The sequence below is a fragment of the Pseudomonas sp. NBRC 111130 genome (genome assembly GCF_001320485.1).
In the GTDB taxonomy this organism is placed as follows: domain Bacteria; phylum Pseudomonadota; class Gammaproteobacteria; order Pseudomonadales; family Pseudomonadaceae; genus Aquipseudomonas; species Aquipseudomonas vlassakiae.
The window spans coordinates 26,083-39,682 of sequence record NZ_BCBG01000106.1 but is presented as its reverse complement, the minus strand read 5'-3'; the positions used below and the strand labels follow the sequence as shown (position 1 = coordinate 39,682).

The 13,600-nt window shown below is 63.6% G+C and carries 14 protein-coding genes and 1 pseudogene; 7 read left to right on the top strand and 8 right to left on the bottom strand.

The genetic code is table 11. From position 1 onward, the window contains the following. The first annotated feature begins 199 nt into the window (after positions 1-199). Positions 200-967: an SDR family oxidoreductase gene (locus tag APH33_RS25630; protein WP_054887841.1), complete on the top strand. Its 768-nt coding sequence runs from the start codon at positions 200-202 to the stop codon at positions 965-967. A gap of 27 nt (positions 968-994) precedes the next feature. Here the strand turns inward: APH33_RS25630 and APH33_RS25625 are convergent, their stop codons facing one another. The 3 genes from APH33_RS25625 to APH33_RS25615 form a co-directional block, all read right to left on the bottom strand. Beyond that, on the bottom strand, positions 995-2,092 hold the full coding sequence (locus tag APH33_RS25625) for an AGE family epimerase/isomerase (RefSeq protein ID WP_054887840.1): 1,098 nt from the start codon (positions 2,090-2,092) through the stop codon (positions 995-997). Positions 2,093-2,268: 176 nt separating this feature from the next. Then, a complete protein-coding gene (gene fabR / locus APH33_RS25620; protein WP_054887839.1) occupies positions 2,269-2,901 on the bottom strand; it encodes an HTH-type transcriptional repressor FabR in 633 nt (210 codons plus the stop codon). A 122-nt stretch (positions 2,902-3,023) separates the two neighbouring features. After that, the gene (locus APH33_RS25615) at positions 3,024-3,431 is read right to left on the bottom strand and encodes a hypothetical protein (protein WP_054887838.1); all 408 of its coding nucleotides are present in this window, start codon (positions 3,429-3,431) and stop codon (positions 3,024-3,026) included. A 340-nt stretch (positions 3,432-3,771) separates the two neighbouring features. On the opposite strand from APH33_RS25615, the gene APH33_RS25610 reads away from it, so the two are divergent. Next, a complete protein-coding gene (locus tag APH33_RS25610; RefSeq protein WP_054887837.1) occupies positions 3,772-5,838 on the top strand; it encodes an AsmA family protein in 2,067 nt (688 codons plus the stop codon). A gap of 114 nt (positions 5,839-5,952) precedes the next feature. Here the strand turns inward: APH33_RS25610 and APH33_RS25605 are convergent, their stop codons facing one another. Together APH33_RS25605 and osmE are read right to left on the bottom strand one after the other, a co-directional pair. Next, a complete protein-coding gene (locus tag APH33_RS25605; protein ID WP_054887836.1) occupies positions 5,953-6,483 on the bottom strand; it encodes a bacterioferritin in 531 nt (176 codons plus the stop codon). Positions 6,484-6,531: 48 nt separating this feature from the next. Beyond that, complete coding sequence (osmE, locus tag APH33_RS25600; RefSeq protein ID WP_054887835.1) at positions 6,532-6,873, bottom strand: osmotically-inducible lipoprotein OsmE; 342 nt, start codon at positions 6,871-6,873, stop codon at positions 6,532-6,534. 123 nt (positions 6,874-6,996) lie between these two features. On the opposite strand from osmE, the pseudogene APH33_RS25595 reads away from it, so the two are divergent. The 3 genes and pseudogenes from APH33_RS25595 (at position 6,997) to APH33_RS25585 (ending at position 9,393) form a co-directional block, all read left to right on the top strand. Next, positions 6,997-7,888: pseudogene (locus APH33_RS25595) on the top strand (alpha/beta fold hydrolase). Positions 7,889-8,027: 139 nt separating this feature from the next. Beyond that, positions 8,028-8,315 (top strand): PsiF family protein, encoded by a 288-nt coding sequence (locus APH33_RS25590; RefSeq protein WP_054887834.1) that lies wholly within the window; start codon positions 8,028-8,030, stop codon positions 8,313-8,315. A gap of 70 nt (positions 8,316-8,385) precedes the next feature. Further along, positions 8,386-9,393 (top strand): AI-2E family transporter, encoded by a 1,008-nt coding sequence (locus tag APH33_RS25585; protein WP_054887833.1) that lies wholly within the window; start codon positions 8,386-8,388, stop codon positions 9,391-9,393. A 121-nt stretch (positions 9,394-9,514) separates the two neighbouring features. Here APH33_RS25585 and APH33_RS25580 read toward each other — a convergent pair whose 3' ends face one another. Continuing rightward, a complete protein-coding gene (locus tag APH33_RS25580) occupies positions 9,515-10,786 on the bottom strand; it encodes an Hsp70 family protein (protein WP_054887832.1) in 1,272 nt (423 codons plus the stop codon). A gap of 162 nt (positions 10,787-10,948) precedes the next feature. Between APH33_RS25580 and cbpA the strand changes: the two genes are divergently transcribed. Then, positions 10,949-11,917: a curved DNA-binding protein gene (cbpA, locus tag APH33_RS25575; RefSeq protein ID WP_054887831.1), complete on the top strand. Its 969-nt coding sequence runs from the start codon at positions 10,949-10,951 to the stop codon at positions 11,915-11,917. Positions 11,918-11,919: 2 nt separating this feature from the next. Further along, positions 11,920-12,225 (top strand): chaperone modulator CbpM, encoded by a 306-nt coding sequence (locus APH33_RS25570; protein ID WP_054887830.1) that lies wholly within the window; start codon positions 11,920-11,922, stop codon positions 12,223-12,225. 126 nt (positions 12,226-12,351) lie between these two features. Here APH33_RS25570 and APH33_RS25565 read toward each other — a convergent pair whose 3' ends face one another. Then, on the bottom strand, positions 12,352-12,867 hold the full coding sequence (locus tag APH33_RS25565) for a GNAT family N-acetyltransferase (RefSeq protein ID WP_054887829.1): 516 nt from the start codon (positions 12,865-12,867) through the stop codon (positions 12,352-12,354). A 31-nt stretch (positions 12,868-12,898) separates the two neighbouring features. Then, the gene (gene urtE / locus APH33_RS25560) at positions 12,899-13,597 is read right to left on the bottom strand and encodes an urea ABC transporter ATP-binding subunit UrtE (RefSeq protein ID WP_054887828.1); all 699 of its coding nucleotides are present in this window, start codon (positions 13,595-13,597) and stop codon (positions 12,899-12,901) included. Positions 13,598-13,600 lie beyond the last annotated feature (3 nt).

Genomic DNA, 13,600 nt, shown 5'->3' with positions numbered 1-13,600 from the left:
CCGCGCAGGCGACAAGTTGCCCCCAATCCATGGGGAAAGCCTTGTGGATAACATGCGTATAGCTGGCGTCGAGCCCTCTGCCACAAGGGTTTGCCACATATGAACAAAAAATGAACAGCGGCCTGAACGGCTTGCTGCCAGCGTCTGGCGCGGGCATGCTGCAAAGCTGCCGATGACAACCTACCGTGAGGAACAGAGCATGACGTCCACCGTATTCATCACTGGCGCCACTTCCGGCTTTGGCGAGGCCACCGCCCGCCGTTTCGCCGAGGCCGGCTGGAAGCTGGTGCTCACCGGTCGTCGCAAGGAACGCCTGGATGCCCTGTGCGCCGAGCTGTCGGCCAAGACCGAAGTGCACGGCCTGGCCGTCGATGTGCGTGATCGCAAGGCCATGGAGCAGGCCATCGCCAGCCTGCCGGCCGGTTTCGACAAGCTGCGCGGCCTGGTCAACAACGCCGGCCTGGCGCTGGGTGTGGACGCTGCGCAGAACTGCAGCCTGGACGACTGGGAAACCATGGTCGACACCAACATCAAGGGCCTGATGTACACCACCCATATGCTGCTGCCACGCCTGATCGCCCATGGTCGCGGCGCGTCGATCCTCAACGTCGGTTCCGTGGCGGGCAACTACCCCTACCCGGGCAGTAACGTGTATGGCGGCACCAAGGCCTTCGTCGGCCAGTTCTCGCTGAGCCTGCGCTGCGACCTGCGCGGCACGGGTGTGAGGGTGAGCAACATCGAGCCGGGCCTGTGCGAGAGCGAGTTCTCGCTGGTGCGCAACAATGGTGACCAGGCCAAGTACGACGCCACCTACGCGGGCGCCGAGCCAATCCAGCCGCAGGACATCGCCGAGACCATCTTCTGGATCCTCAATCAGCCGGCGCACATCAACATCAACAGCCTCGAACTGATGCCGGTGCGCCAGGACTTCGCCGGGCTGTCGATCGACCGCTCCACCAGGGACTGATCCGAGGACCCTCCCACAGGAGAGGTTTCAGGCCAGGCGCTGCAAGCCTTCCAGGCAGGTAGCAAGGTGATAAGGCGTAGTCGAGGGCATGTCATGCCGGCTCACCGCCCCTTCACCATCCCGGCACTCATACCAGCCACCGGCATGCAGAAACTGCTGTTCCATCGCCTTCAACTGGACCAGCAGTTTCGCCTCATTGCCCGCGCGCAACACCAGCGCCCGCAGGTATTCCGCCTGTGCCCAGATCCGCTGGGTCGCATCGAGCACGTTGCCTTCCACGTCGAGCATGGCCAGCACGGCCGCATTGTTGACCCCGCACAGCTCGGCATAGCCGAAGGCCCGCTCGATGGAGGCATGCAGCGCAGTCCCGCGCAGCAGCGGCGAGGTTTCCAGCAGGTAGAACCATTCGAACTGATGCCCCGGCTCGAACCAGTTATCCACAGCGCCTCGCGGCTTTTCCAGCATCAGCCCGTGTTGCGGCTCGATGAAGTGTTCCTGCAGGGCTGTGCACAGTTGCAGCAGCGACTGCTGCACGTGCTCGTCCTCGCGTACCGCCAGCACTTGCAGGAAGGCCTCGGCCAGGTGCATCTGCGGGTTCTGCAGCGGGCCGCTGCCGAGGTCGGCCCAGTCTTCGCCAAGGCTGGCTTCGTACAGGCCATCATCGCGGGCGAATTGCTCGTCGACCACTTCCAGGGCGGCATTGAGGGTGGCTTCCACCAGCCCTTCGCCGACCTTGCCCCAGTAGTGCGCGCAGGCGAACACGATAAAGGCGTGGGTGTACAGGTCCTTGCGCCGGTCCAGCGGCTTGCCCTCGGCGTCGATGCTGTAGAACCAGCCGCCATGCTCGGCATCGTGGAAGTGCTTCTGCAACGAACGGAACAGCGCCGCCGCCCGCTCGGCCGCCCCCGGTTGCTCGATACGGCTGCTGAACAGGTACAGCTGACGGGCACAGGCCATGGCCCGGTAGCGCTGCACCGGCAACGGACGGTGCTGGGCGTCGAGGGCCTCGTAGGGCAGGGCCATGTCGGCGTTCCAGCCCGGGCCTTGCCACAGCGGCACGATGCGTTCGGCGAAGTGCTGGTTGAAGCGGGCCAGTTCGGGCAGGGTGGGGCGGGGGTTGGGCATGTTGGCGCTCGTCGCTTTCGGGCAGGGCGCCATGGTAGCAGAACTGGGGTTGTGGGTTGGCTGTGCCGGCCTCTTCGCGGGCAAGCCCGCTCCCACAGGGACCGCACCGGGCCTGAGGGCAACACAATACCTGTGGGAGCGGGCTTGCCCGCGAAAGGGCCAGACCAGGAGAGCGATCAGCTCGGGTTGCCCAGGCCTTGCCAGTGGCGCGCGCCGACGAAGATGAAGCGCAGTTGCTGGGTGATCTTTTCCTGGGCGCTCAGCGCCTGTGAATAACCCGGCTCCGGGCTGTCGATCAGTTCCGGCAGGGTGGCGAACACAGTCTTCACCACCAGGTCGGCCATCACCGCCAGCGCGGCGGTATCCAGGTGTTGCCAGCGCTTCATCCGCGCAAGGTCCGTGGCCAGGTCGTCGCTGATGTCCTGGCGCAGGCGGGCGATGGCCTGGCGCACGGCTTGCGATCCGCCGTATTGCTCGCGGGCGAGGAACAGGAACTGGGCGCGGTGGGCGGCGACCACATCAAGGAAGATGCGCACGGAAGCATCGGTGATGCCGCCGAGCTCGAATTCGTTTTGCCGCACCAGGCGGATGGTCTGGCGGAATGTGGCGTCGACTTCGGCGACCAGCGCCAGGCCCAGGGCGTCCATGTCGGAAAAGTGCCGATAGAAACCGGTAGGCACGATGCCTGCCGCCTTGGCCACTTCGCGCAGGCTCACGCTGCCAAAGCCACGGCCGCTCTCCATGAGCTGGCAGGCGGCGTCCAGCAGGGCCTGGCGGGTCTGTAGCTTCTGTTCGGCGCGCGGCAGCATGGGGCGGGCTTCTGTGACGGTGAGGCTGGGCACTCTAGATAAAAAAACGAAGCCCGGTCAATGGACCGGGCTGGGAGGGGAGCAAGCGGTGTGACAGAGATTGTTGTTTTCGGCCATGGCGATCAGCTCACATGGCTGAGTTCAACCAGACGGTCCGAGCCACCTTCGGCTACACGACCAGAGCGTTCGATCAGGCGGTCAGAGCCACCTTCGGCTACACGACCAGAGCGTTCGATCAAGCGGTCGGAGCCACCTTCGGCTACACGACCAGAGCGTTCGATCAGACGGTCCGAGCCACCTTCGGCTACACGACCGGAGCGTTCGATCAGGCGATCAGAGCCACCTTCGGCTACACGACCGGAGCGTTCGATCAGGCGATCAGAGCCACCTTCGGCGACGCTTTTAAGTGGTTGGGCGATTTCAGCAGCGCTGGAACGCGATTCGGCGGTCAGGTGCTGGTCGGCAGCTGGCAGAGCGAAGGCGTTGGCCGCAAGGATCGACAGGGTCAGGGTCAGCAGGGTGCGTTTCATGATTCGGTGCTCCTCTCGGGGGCTGGAAAGTGGGTACGAAGCCAATGCTACGCCCGGTGACGCCAGAGAGAAGTTCATACGGGTAATGGTAACAATCGACGCTATTGATAGCTTAAGCGCAAGGCTCTATCTCAGGTGTTTGAAGATGTGTTGCGGCTATTTGCCGCTAATGTGTCGAGGCGCCTGAATGCCTGGGATGAGCGCAACGGCCGAGCAAGAAACCCGACAAAACTCGCTATGATGGCCGTCTGCGATAAAACCCAGCGGGTTTTCATCAGTCCCAGATACTGAGTGCCACCGTTACGCCTGCTTTGTGCCATGCCGTCAGGAGAATCACGCAATGACGCGTCCCGCCAGAATTTTCGTCTGGACCATAGCCACCTTGTTCACCCTGCTGGCGATCCTGGTGGTGATCATCGCCACCTTCGACTGGAATCGCGTCAAGCCGCTACTCAACGAGAAGGTATCCGAGGTCTTGCACCGGCCGTTCGCGATCAATGGCAACCTCGCCGTGCACTGGCGCACCGAGCCGGAAGAAGGTGGCTGGCGCGCCTGGGTGCCGTGGCCGCACTTCATTGCCGAAGACCTGACCCTGGGCAACCCTGACTGGCTCAAACAGCCGCAGATGGTCGGCCTGGAGCGCGTGGAGTTCCGCCTGGCGCCGTTGCCACTGGTATTCCAGCGCATCAGCATCCCGCGCATCGATCTGACCAAACCCACCGCCAGCCTTACGCGACTGGCGGATGGCCGCGCCAACTGGACGTTCGACTTCGGGCCCAAGGCCGAAAACGAGGAACCGTCCAGCTGGCAGCTGGACATCGGTGCCATCGGCTTTGACCAAGGCAATGTCAGCTTCGATGACCAGACGTTGAAAACCAGCATGAAGGTGCAGATCGACCCGCTGGGCAAACCGATCCCGTTCAGTGAAATCGTCGGCAAGGCCAGCGCCGAAAAGGCCGGCGGCGCGCAGGATTATGCTTTCGGGCTCAAGGCTCAAGGCCGCTACAAGGGCCAGCCGGTGTCCGGTACCGGCAAGATCGGCGGCCTGCTGGCGCTGCAAGACGCCAGCCAGCCATTCCCGCTGCAGGCCGATGTACACATTGCCGATACCCATGTCGTGCTGGCCGGCACCCTGACCGACCCGCGCAACCTCGGCGCGCTGGATCTGCGCCTGCGCCTGTCCGGTGCCAGCCTGGGCAACCTCTACCCGTTGACCGGCGTGACGCTGCCCGACACCCCGGCCTATTCAACCGACGGCCGGCTCGGCGCCAACCTGCATGCCGCCGAAGGCGCGACCTTCAATTACCAGGGCTTCAACGGCAAGATCGGCGACAGCGACATCCATGGCGACCTGGCGTTCGTCGCCAGCCAGCCACGTCCCAAGCTCTCCGGCAACCTGGTGTCCAACCAGTTGCTGTTCAAGGACCTGGCGCCGCTGATCGGTGCCGACTCCAACACCGAGCAGAAGGCCCGCGGCGGTGCCAGCAAACAGCCGGCCGACAAGGTGCTGCCGGTTGAAGAGTTCCGCACCGAGCGTTGGCGAGCCATGGACGCCGACGTCACCTTTGCCGGCAAGCGCATCGTGCACAGCGAAAAGCTGCCATTCAACGACCTGTCCGCCCACGTGATCCTCGACGATGGCCTGCTGCGCCTGGAGCCGCTGCGCTTTGGCGTAGCCGGTGGCAGCCTGGCTTCGAACATTCGCCTGGACGGCCGCAACGTGCCGCTGCAGGGGCGTGCCCAGCTGACAGCCCGTGGCTTCAAGCTCAAAGAGCTGTACCCCACCTTTGCGCCGATGCAGACCAGCTTCGGCGAGTTGAACGGCGATGCCGACATCAGCGGGCGTGGCAACTCGGTGGCGGCATTGTTGGGCACGGCCAATGGCAACCTGCGCATGTTGATCAACGATGGTGCCATCAGCCGCAGCCTGATGGAGATCGCCGGGCTGAATGTCGGCAATTACGTGGTCGGCAAACTGTTTGGTGACGAGGACGTGAAGATCAACTGCGCGGCGGCCGATGTCGGGATCAAGGACGGGCTGGCGAGCACGCGGTTGTTCATCTTCGACACCGAGAACGCGATCATCTACATCAACGGCACGGCCAACTTTGCCAGTGAGCAGCTCGACTTGAAGGTCACCCCGGAGTCCAAGGGGCTGCGGCTGTTCTCGTTGCGTTCGCCGCTGTATGTGCGCGGGCCGTTTGCCAAGCCGAGTGCCGGGGTGCAGGCAGTGCCGCTGGCGCTGCGTGGGGCGGGGATGGTGGCGTTGGGCGTGGTTGCCGGGCCGGCGGCTGGGTTGCTGGCGCTGGTGGCGCCCAGCAGCGGTGATGCGCCCAACCAGTGCACGCCGTTGCTGCAGCAGATGAAAGCCGGCAAGGCGCCGGCTGCGGTGAAAAAGCAGAAATAGCAGGGGGCTGCTTTGCAGCCCTTTCGCGACACAAGGCCGCTCCTACACAGGATTACGCGATTCCCTGTAGGAGCGGCCTTGTGTCGCGAAAGGGGTGCAAAGCGCCCCCAGCAATTACAGCCCTTGCAGCAGGTCGGACATGTCGTCCGCGTGCTCTTCTTCCTGGGCCAGGATGTCTTCGAAGATCCGCCGGGTAGTGGGGTCTTTATCGCCAATGTACTGAATGATCTCGCGATAGCTGTCGATGGCAATTCGCTCTGCCACCAAGTCCTCCAGCACCATCTCCTTCAGCGAACTACCCGCCACATACTGCGCATGGGAATTCTTGCTGAGGTTGTCCGGGTTGAAGTCCGGCTCGCCGCCCAGCTGCACGATGCGTTCGGCCAGTTTGTCGGCATGTTCGGCTTCCTGGTTCGCATGCTCCAGGAACTCGCTGGCCGCCACGCTGGCCTTGATCCCGCTGGCCATGAAGTAATGGCGCTTGTAGCGCAGCACGCAGACCAGCTCGGTGGCCAGCGACTCGTTGAGCAGGCGCAGGATTTCCTGGCGGTCGGCGTGGTAGCCCTCGGTCACCGCCCCTTGCTCGACATGCTGACGGGCACGTTCGCGCAGGGTTTGCACATCGGTCAGTTCAACGTTGCTCATGGTTGTCTCCAAACATATCAGGTCGGGTGGTCACGGTTGGCGGGACGCTCAAGCGCCATGGGCGGCTTTGCTGTCCTCTTCTCGTTGCTTGCAAGTCTTGAAGCCCTTGGCATCGACATGGCCGGTGGCGTCGAAGCGCACGTAGTACGGCTGCTGGTGGCCGTCGCGGTTGAGGATGTAGTCGTTGCAGGTCCCGCCGTGCGGCAGGTCGATCACGTTCGACGGGCTGCCGCCAATGGCGATGACCTTCTGCATGGTCATGCCGTTTTCCACCTGCTTGACCAGCGGTTCGTCGCGGAAGGTGACGTAGTCCACCGGGTTTTCCGGGCGGTTGCTGCAGCCGGCCAGCGCCGCGCTTGCCAGAAGGATTGCCAGGGTCTGCTTGTACATGGTCCCGCTCCTTGCAAAGGGTCTGTTTGGCTTGGAACCCTGCGAAGCGCCAGGAGTTCGATTGCGGTGGTCATCGAAGCGGCGCTAGTGTTGGCTGGTCGTCCACGCAAAGGAGTTCAAGCCATGCAGCAGGCGTTGGCCACGCGATACCCGTTGGTGCTGGTGCCGGGCATGCTCGGATTTGTCCGGGTGCTGCTCTATCCGTACTGGTTCGGCATCGTGCCGGCATTGCGCAAGGGCGGCGCCCAGGTGTTTCCGGTACAGGTCTCGCCGGTGCATTCCAATGAAGTGCGCGGCGAGCAGTTACTGGCGATCATCGAAGACATCTGCCAGCGCACCGGCGCTGCCAAGGTCAACCTCATCGGCCACAGCCAGGGGGCGCTCAACGCACGCTATGCGGCGGCCAAACGGCCGGGTCGGGTCGCTTCGGTCACTTCGGTGGCGGGGCCCAACCATGGCTCGGAACTGGCCGATCACCTTGAGCGCTCGGCGCCTGGGGATTCACCCCAAGGGCGCATGCTCAAGGCCGTCCTGCATGGCCTGGCGGTGTTGCTGGTATGGCTGGAAACCGGCTGGCGGCGCGACCCGCTGCCGGTCGACGTGCATGCTTCGCATCAGGCCCTGACCAGTGCCGGCGTGGCGCTGTTCAACCAGGCTTATCCACAGGGGGCTGCCGGAAACCTGGGGTGGGGAAGGCGCGTATGAAGTGAATGGCGTGCGCTACTACTCCTGGTCTGGCACCTTGCAACCGGGGCTGACCGACCAGGGGCGCAACCGCTTCGACGGCAGCAGCTATTTCTGCCGGCTGTTTGCGCGCAGTTTCGTCAGGGAAAAGGGCCATTGCGACGGCATGATCGGACGCTTCAGCTCGCACCTGGGGCAGGTGATCGGCGATGACTTTCCGCTCGATCACCTGGACATCGTCAACCAGTCGCTAGGCGCGGTGGGCAAGGGGGTCGAGCCGCTGCGGCTGTTCACCGAACATGCGGCGCGGCTCAAGGCAGCCGGGCTTTAGCCGCGTACTGGCGCGGCCCGGATGGCCCCCGGCCAAGGTCATCATGAAGGCCCATCCATGCCCAGGCAAAATGTCAGAAACCTTGTCTACACTCAGGCACATGTCCGTGCATCGGGCGCGGAGACAAGGAGACCACTCCATGAAGATGCTGCACGTGCCACTGCTGGCTCTGGCTGTGCTGTTCAGTGCGCAAGGATTTGCCGCCAACACGGCGCAACAGGAAAAGATGAAAACCTGCAACGCCGACGCCACGGCCAAGGCACTCAAGGGCGATGAGCGCAAAGCGTTCATGAGCACCTGCCTGAAGAAGGACGTGCCGCAGTCGCAGCAGGAAAAGATGAAAACCTGCAACGCCGACGCCAGCACCAAGGCGCTCAAGGGTGACGAACGCAAGGCGTTCATGAGCGACTGCCTGAAGAAGAAGTGACCTGCGCCTATGCCTGTGTGCTGAAGGCTGGCAGACTGCGGCCATTCCCGCCGTCTGCCGTCGAGGCTGTATGACTTTCACCCCCCGCCAGATCACCTTGGCCAGCCTGATCATCGTCATGGCCGGCCTGTTGCTAGCTCTGCCCCTGAAGTTGCTGCCCAGCCTGCTGGCCGGCCTGTTGGTGTTCGAGCTGGTGAACATGCTCACCCCGCGCCTGCAACCGCTGATCGCCGGGCAGCGTGCGCGCTGGCTGGCGGTGGCGCTGCTGGGGGTGCTGGTGGTCAGCGTCCTGACCCTGCTGATTGCCGGTGCCTTCAGCTTCCTGCTGCACGAGGCTGAGAACCCCGGGGCCTCGCTGGACAAGTTCATGACTTTGGTCGAGCGCGCCCGCAGCCAGCTGCCACCGTTCATCGAAGCCTACCTGCCGGCCAGTGCGGCGGAGTTCAAGGTGGCCATCGGTGACTGGATCAAGAGCCACCTGAGCGACCTGCAGCTGGTGGGCAAGGGTATGGCGCACATGTTCGTGACGCTGCTGATCGGCATGATCCTCGGCGCCATCATCGCCCTGCAGCGCATCCCCGACATTTCCCGGCGCAAGCCATTGGCTGCGGCCCTGTTCGAGCGGCTGAACCTGCTGGTGCAGGCATTTCGCAACATCGTCTTCGCGCAGATCAAGATCTCGATGCTCAACACTGCGTTCACCGGGATCTTCCTCGCCGTGGTGATGCCATTGTTCGGGGTGCACCTGCCGCTGACCAAGACACTGATCGTACTGACTTTCCTGCTCGGGCTACTGCCAGTCATTGGCAACCTGATGTCCAACACCCTGATCACCATTGTCGGCATGTCGTTGTCGATCTGGGTGGCGGCGGCGGCGCTGGGGTATCTGATCGTGATCCACAAGGTCGAGTATTTCCTCAACGCCAAGATCGTCGGTGGGCAGATCAGCGCCAAGGCCTGGGAGCTGTTGCTGGCGATGCTGGTGTTCGAGGCGGCGTTCGGCTTGCCGGGGGTGGTGGCGGGGCCGGTCTATTACGCCTACCTGAAGAGTGAGCTGAAGCGGGCCGAGCTGGTCTGACAGATCGCTGGGGCCGCTTTGCGGCCCTTTCGCGACACAAGGCCGCTCCTACAAGGGAACGCGGTCACCTGTAGGAGCGGCCTTGTGTCGCGAAAGGGCTGCAAAGCCGCCCCAAAATTGCTCAGGCAGCGCCGTAGCGCTTGCGCGCCTCGATAGCCAGGCCGCTACCGATGCTGCCAAAGATGTTGCCTTCCACGTGCCGCGCATTGGGCAGCATCGCCGACACGCTGTTGCGCAAGGCCGGAATACCGCTCGAACCGCCGGTGAAGAACACCGTATCCACCTGGCCCGCGCTCACGCCAGCCTTGACCAGCAACTCGGTCACACTGCCGCGCACGCGTTCCAGCAGCCCCTCGATGGCCTCCTCGAACAGCACCCGGGTCAGGTCCACACCGAGCTCGCGCTCGATACGGCTGAGGTCGACGCGGCGGCTGTCCTGCTCGGTCAGCTCGATCTTGCTGGCTTCCACTTCCATCGCCAGCCAGTGCCCGGCGCGCTCCTCGATCAGCTTGAACAGGCGATCGATGCCCAGGGTGTCCTCGATGTCGTAGCGCATGCTGCCCAGTGCCAGCTGCGACTTCTGTGAATACAGGGCGTTGATGGTGTGCCAGGTCGCCAGGTTCAGGTGGTAGCTGGTCGGCATCAGCGCGCCGCTCTTCATCCGGCTGCCGTAGCCGAACAGCGGCATCACGCCCTGCAGGCTCAGCTGCTTGTCGAAGTCGGTACCGCCAATGTGCACACCGCCAGTGGCGAGGATGTCGCTCTGGCGCTCGGCCACCCGATGGCGCTCGGGTGACAGGCGGATCAGGGTAAAGTCCGAAGTACCACCGCCGATATCAACGATGAGCACCAGTTCTTCAGCGCTGATGCCTGACTCGTAGTCGAACGCTGCGGCAATCGGCTCATACTGGAACGACACGTCCTTGAAGCCGATCTTGCGCGCCACCTCGGCAAGGGTGTCCTCGGCCTCCTGGTCGGCTGCCGGGTCTTCATCGACGAAGAACACCGGGCGACCCAGCACCACCTGCTCGAATTCGCGACCGGCGGCAGCCTCGGCACGCTTTTTCAGCTCGCCGATGAACATGCCGAGCAGGTCCTTGAACGGCAGGGCGCTGCCCAGCACGCTGGTGTCGTGCTTGATCAGCTTGGAGCCCAGCAAGCTTTTGAGCGAGCGCATGAGGCGGCCTTCGTAGCCTTCCAGGTACTCCTGCAGCGCCAGGCGACCGTACACCGGGCGACGCTCCTCGATGTTGAAGAACACCACAGAGGGCAGGGTGATCTTGCCGTCTTCCAGGGCGATCAGCGACGAAGCGCCCTCGCGGTGCCAGCCGACCGTGGAGTTGGAGGTGCCGAAGTCGATGCCCAGGGCGCGGGCCGGCGATACGTCAGACATGGGAAAAGGCTTCCGGAGGCAAAACGGCCGCGCAGTGTATGCGAGTTGGCTACAGAATCAAGACCGATCGTCTGCCTTGAGGCAACTCCAAGCGCACTTGAAAGGCTATGCTTGAGCCCTATCTTCAGATGCAATACGAAAATTCACATTGGTGATCCATAGATGGACTTCAAAGACTATTACAAGATACTCGGCGTAGAGCCCACGGCGGACGAGAAGGCGATCAAGGCCGCTTACCGCAAGCTGGCGCGCAAGTATCACCCTGACGTCAGCAAGGAACGCGACGCCGAGGACAAGTTCAAGGAGGCCAACGAGGCCTACGAGGTGCTGGGTGACGCGCAGAAGCGCGCCGAGTTCGACGAAATCCGCAAGTACGGCGGCCAGCATGGCCGGCCGTTCCAGGCGCCGCCAGGCTGGCAGAGCCGTGGTGGCGCAGGTGGCGCTGGCGGTGGCTTCGAAGGCGGTGACTTCTCCGACTTCTTCAGCTCGATCTTCGGTGCTCGCGGCGGTAACCCGTTCGGTGGCGGCGGCCGGCAACAACAACGCAGTGCCGGCAGGCGGGGGCAGGACGTGGAACTTGAACTGGCGATCTTCCTGGAAGAAACCCTCAGCAAGGAATCCAAGCAGATCAGTTTCCAGGTGCCGCAGACCAATGCGGCCGGCCAGCGCACCGGGTTCACCACCAAGACCCTGAACGTGAAGATCCCTGCCGGGGTCACCGACGGCGAGCGCATCCGCCTCAAGGGCCAGGGCGCCCCGGGCGTTGGCGGTGGTGCCAACGGCGACCTGTTCCTGACCGTGCGCATGGCGCCGCATCCGCTGTTCGATGTCGAAGGCCATGACTTGATCATCACCGTGCCACTGGCGCCGTGGGAGGCTGCCCTGGGCACCAAGGTGGCGGTGCCGACCCTGACCGGCAAGATCAACCTGACCATCCGCCCCGACAGCCAGAGCGGCCAGCGCCTGCGCGTGCCGGGCATGGGCCTGGCGAACAAGCACGGCGAGCGCGGCAACCTTTACGCGCAGCTGAAAGTGGTGATGCCGCCGGCATCCGACGCCGCCATCCGTGAACTGTGGACCCAGCTTTCCGAGAAAGCGGCGTTCGACCCGAGGACACAATGGAGTAAGTGATCATGAGCAGCACCCTGATCGTTCAACTGGACATGCGTACCCTGTGTCAGGAAGCCGATATCACGGCTGACTGCGTGATCGAGATCGTCGAGCACGGCATTGTCGAACCTTCCGGGCGAACGCCGGAGGACTGGTTGTTCGACGATCAGGCGCCGCTATTGGCCAAGCGCGCGGCGAAGCTGCATCAGGAGCTGGAACTGGAGTGGGAAGGGGTGGCGCTGGCGCTGGAGCTGCTGCAAGAGGTGCAGCAGCTGCGCAGTGAGAACAGCATGCTGAGGCAGCGGCTGGGCAGGTTCACCCAGATGTGAGGTTTGCAACCCCGGCCTCTTCGCGGGCATGCCCGCTCCCACAGGTACTGCGCAGATCTCAAATCTTGTGCGATCCCTGTGGGAGCGGGCGAGCCCGCGAAGAGGCCAGCACAGCCAACATCAATCTCAGGTGGGTTCTGCCCCCGGGTTCAGCACCAGCTGCATGAAGGTCAAATCCAGCCAGCGGCCAAATTTCACCCCCACCTGCGGCATCTGCCCGGTCACCACGAAGCCCAGCCGCTCATGCAGCCGTACCGAGGCGGCATTGCCACTTTCGATGGCCGCGACCATCACATGCTTGCCACACCCACGCGCGCGCTCGATCAGCGCCGCCATCAGCACCGGGCCCAGCCCCTTGCCGCGCTGGTCACCACGCACATACACCGAGTGTTCCACGGTCAGGCGAAAACCTTCGAACGGCCGCCAGTCGCCAAAGGACGCATAACCCAGCACACCGGTGTCATCCACCGCCACCAGGATCGGATAGCCCTGCTGCGCCCGTGCTTCGAACCAGGCCTGGCGGTTGCCCAGGTCCACCGGGTTCTCGTTCCAGATCGCCGTGGTGTTACGCACGGCGTCGTTGTAGATGTCGAGGATGCCCGGCACGTCGGTGGCCAGGGCATCGCGGATTTCGTAACTCATGACAGCGTCTCGCAGGGTCGTTGGATGCAGATTAAATGGTTACCAGCCCCCGCACACCTTCGGCTTGCATGTTTTCACCGCGGCCACGCTGGATGATCTCGCCCCGGGCCATGACCAGGTACTGGTCGGCCAGTTCTTCGGCGAAGTCGTAGAATTGCTCGACCAGCAGGATCGCCATGTCGCCGCGCTCGGCCAGACGGCGGATCACCGCGCCGATTTCCTTGATCACCGAGGGCTGAATGCCTTCGGTCGGTTCGTCGAGAATGAGCAACCGCGGGCGGCTGGCCAGGGCCCGGCCAATGGCCAGTTGTTGCTGCTGGCCACCGGACAGGTCGCCGCCGCGGCGTTGCTTCATCTGCTCCAGCACCGGGAACAGTTCATAGATGAACGCGGGGACTTCGCGTGCCTCGCGGGCCGGGAAGCGCGACAGGCCCATCAGCAGGTTTTCTTCGACAGTCAGGCGCGGGAAGATCTCACGGCCCTGAGGCACGTAGGCGATTCCGGCGTGCACCCGCTGCTGGGGCTTGAGCGTGGTGATCGGCTTGCCTTCCCACTCGACGCTGCCTTCACGGGCCGGTACCAGTCCCATCAGGCAGCGCAGCAGGGTGGTCTTGCCCACGCCATTACGGCCCAACAGGCAGGTGACTTCGCCGACCTTGGCTTCGAAGGACAGGCCGCGCAGGATGTGGCTGCCGCCGTAGTACTGGTGCAGGGTGTCGATTTTCAGCATATG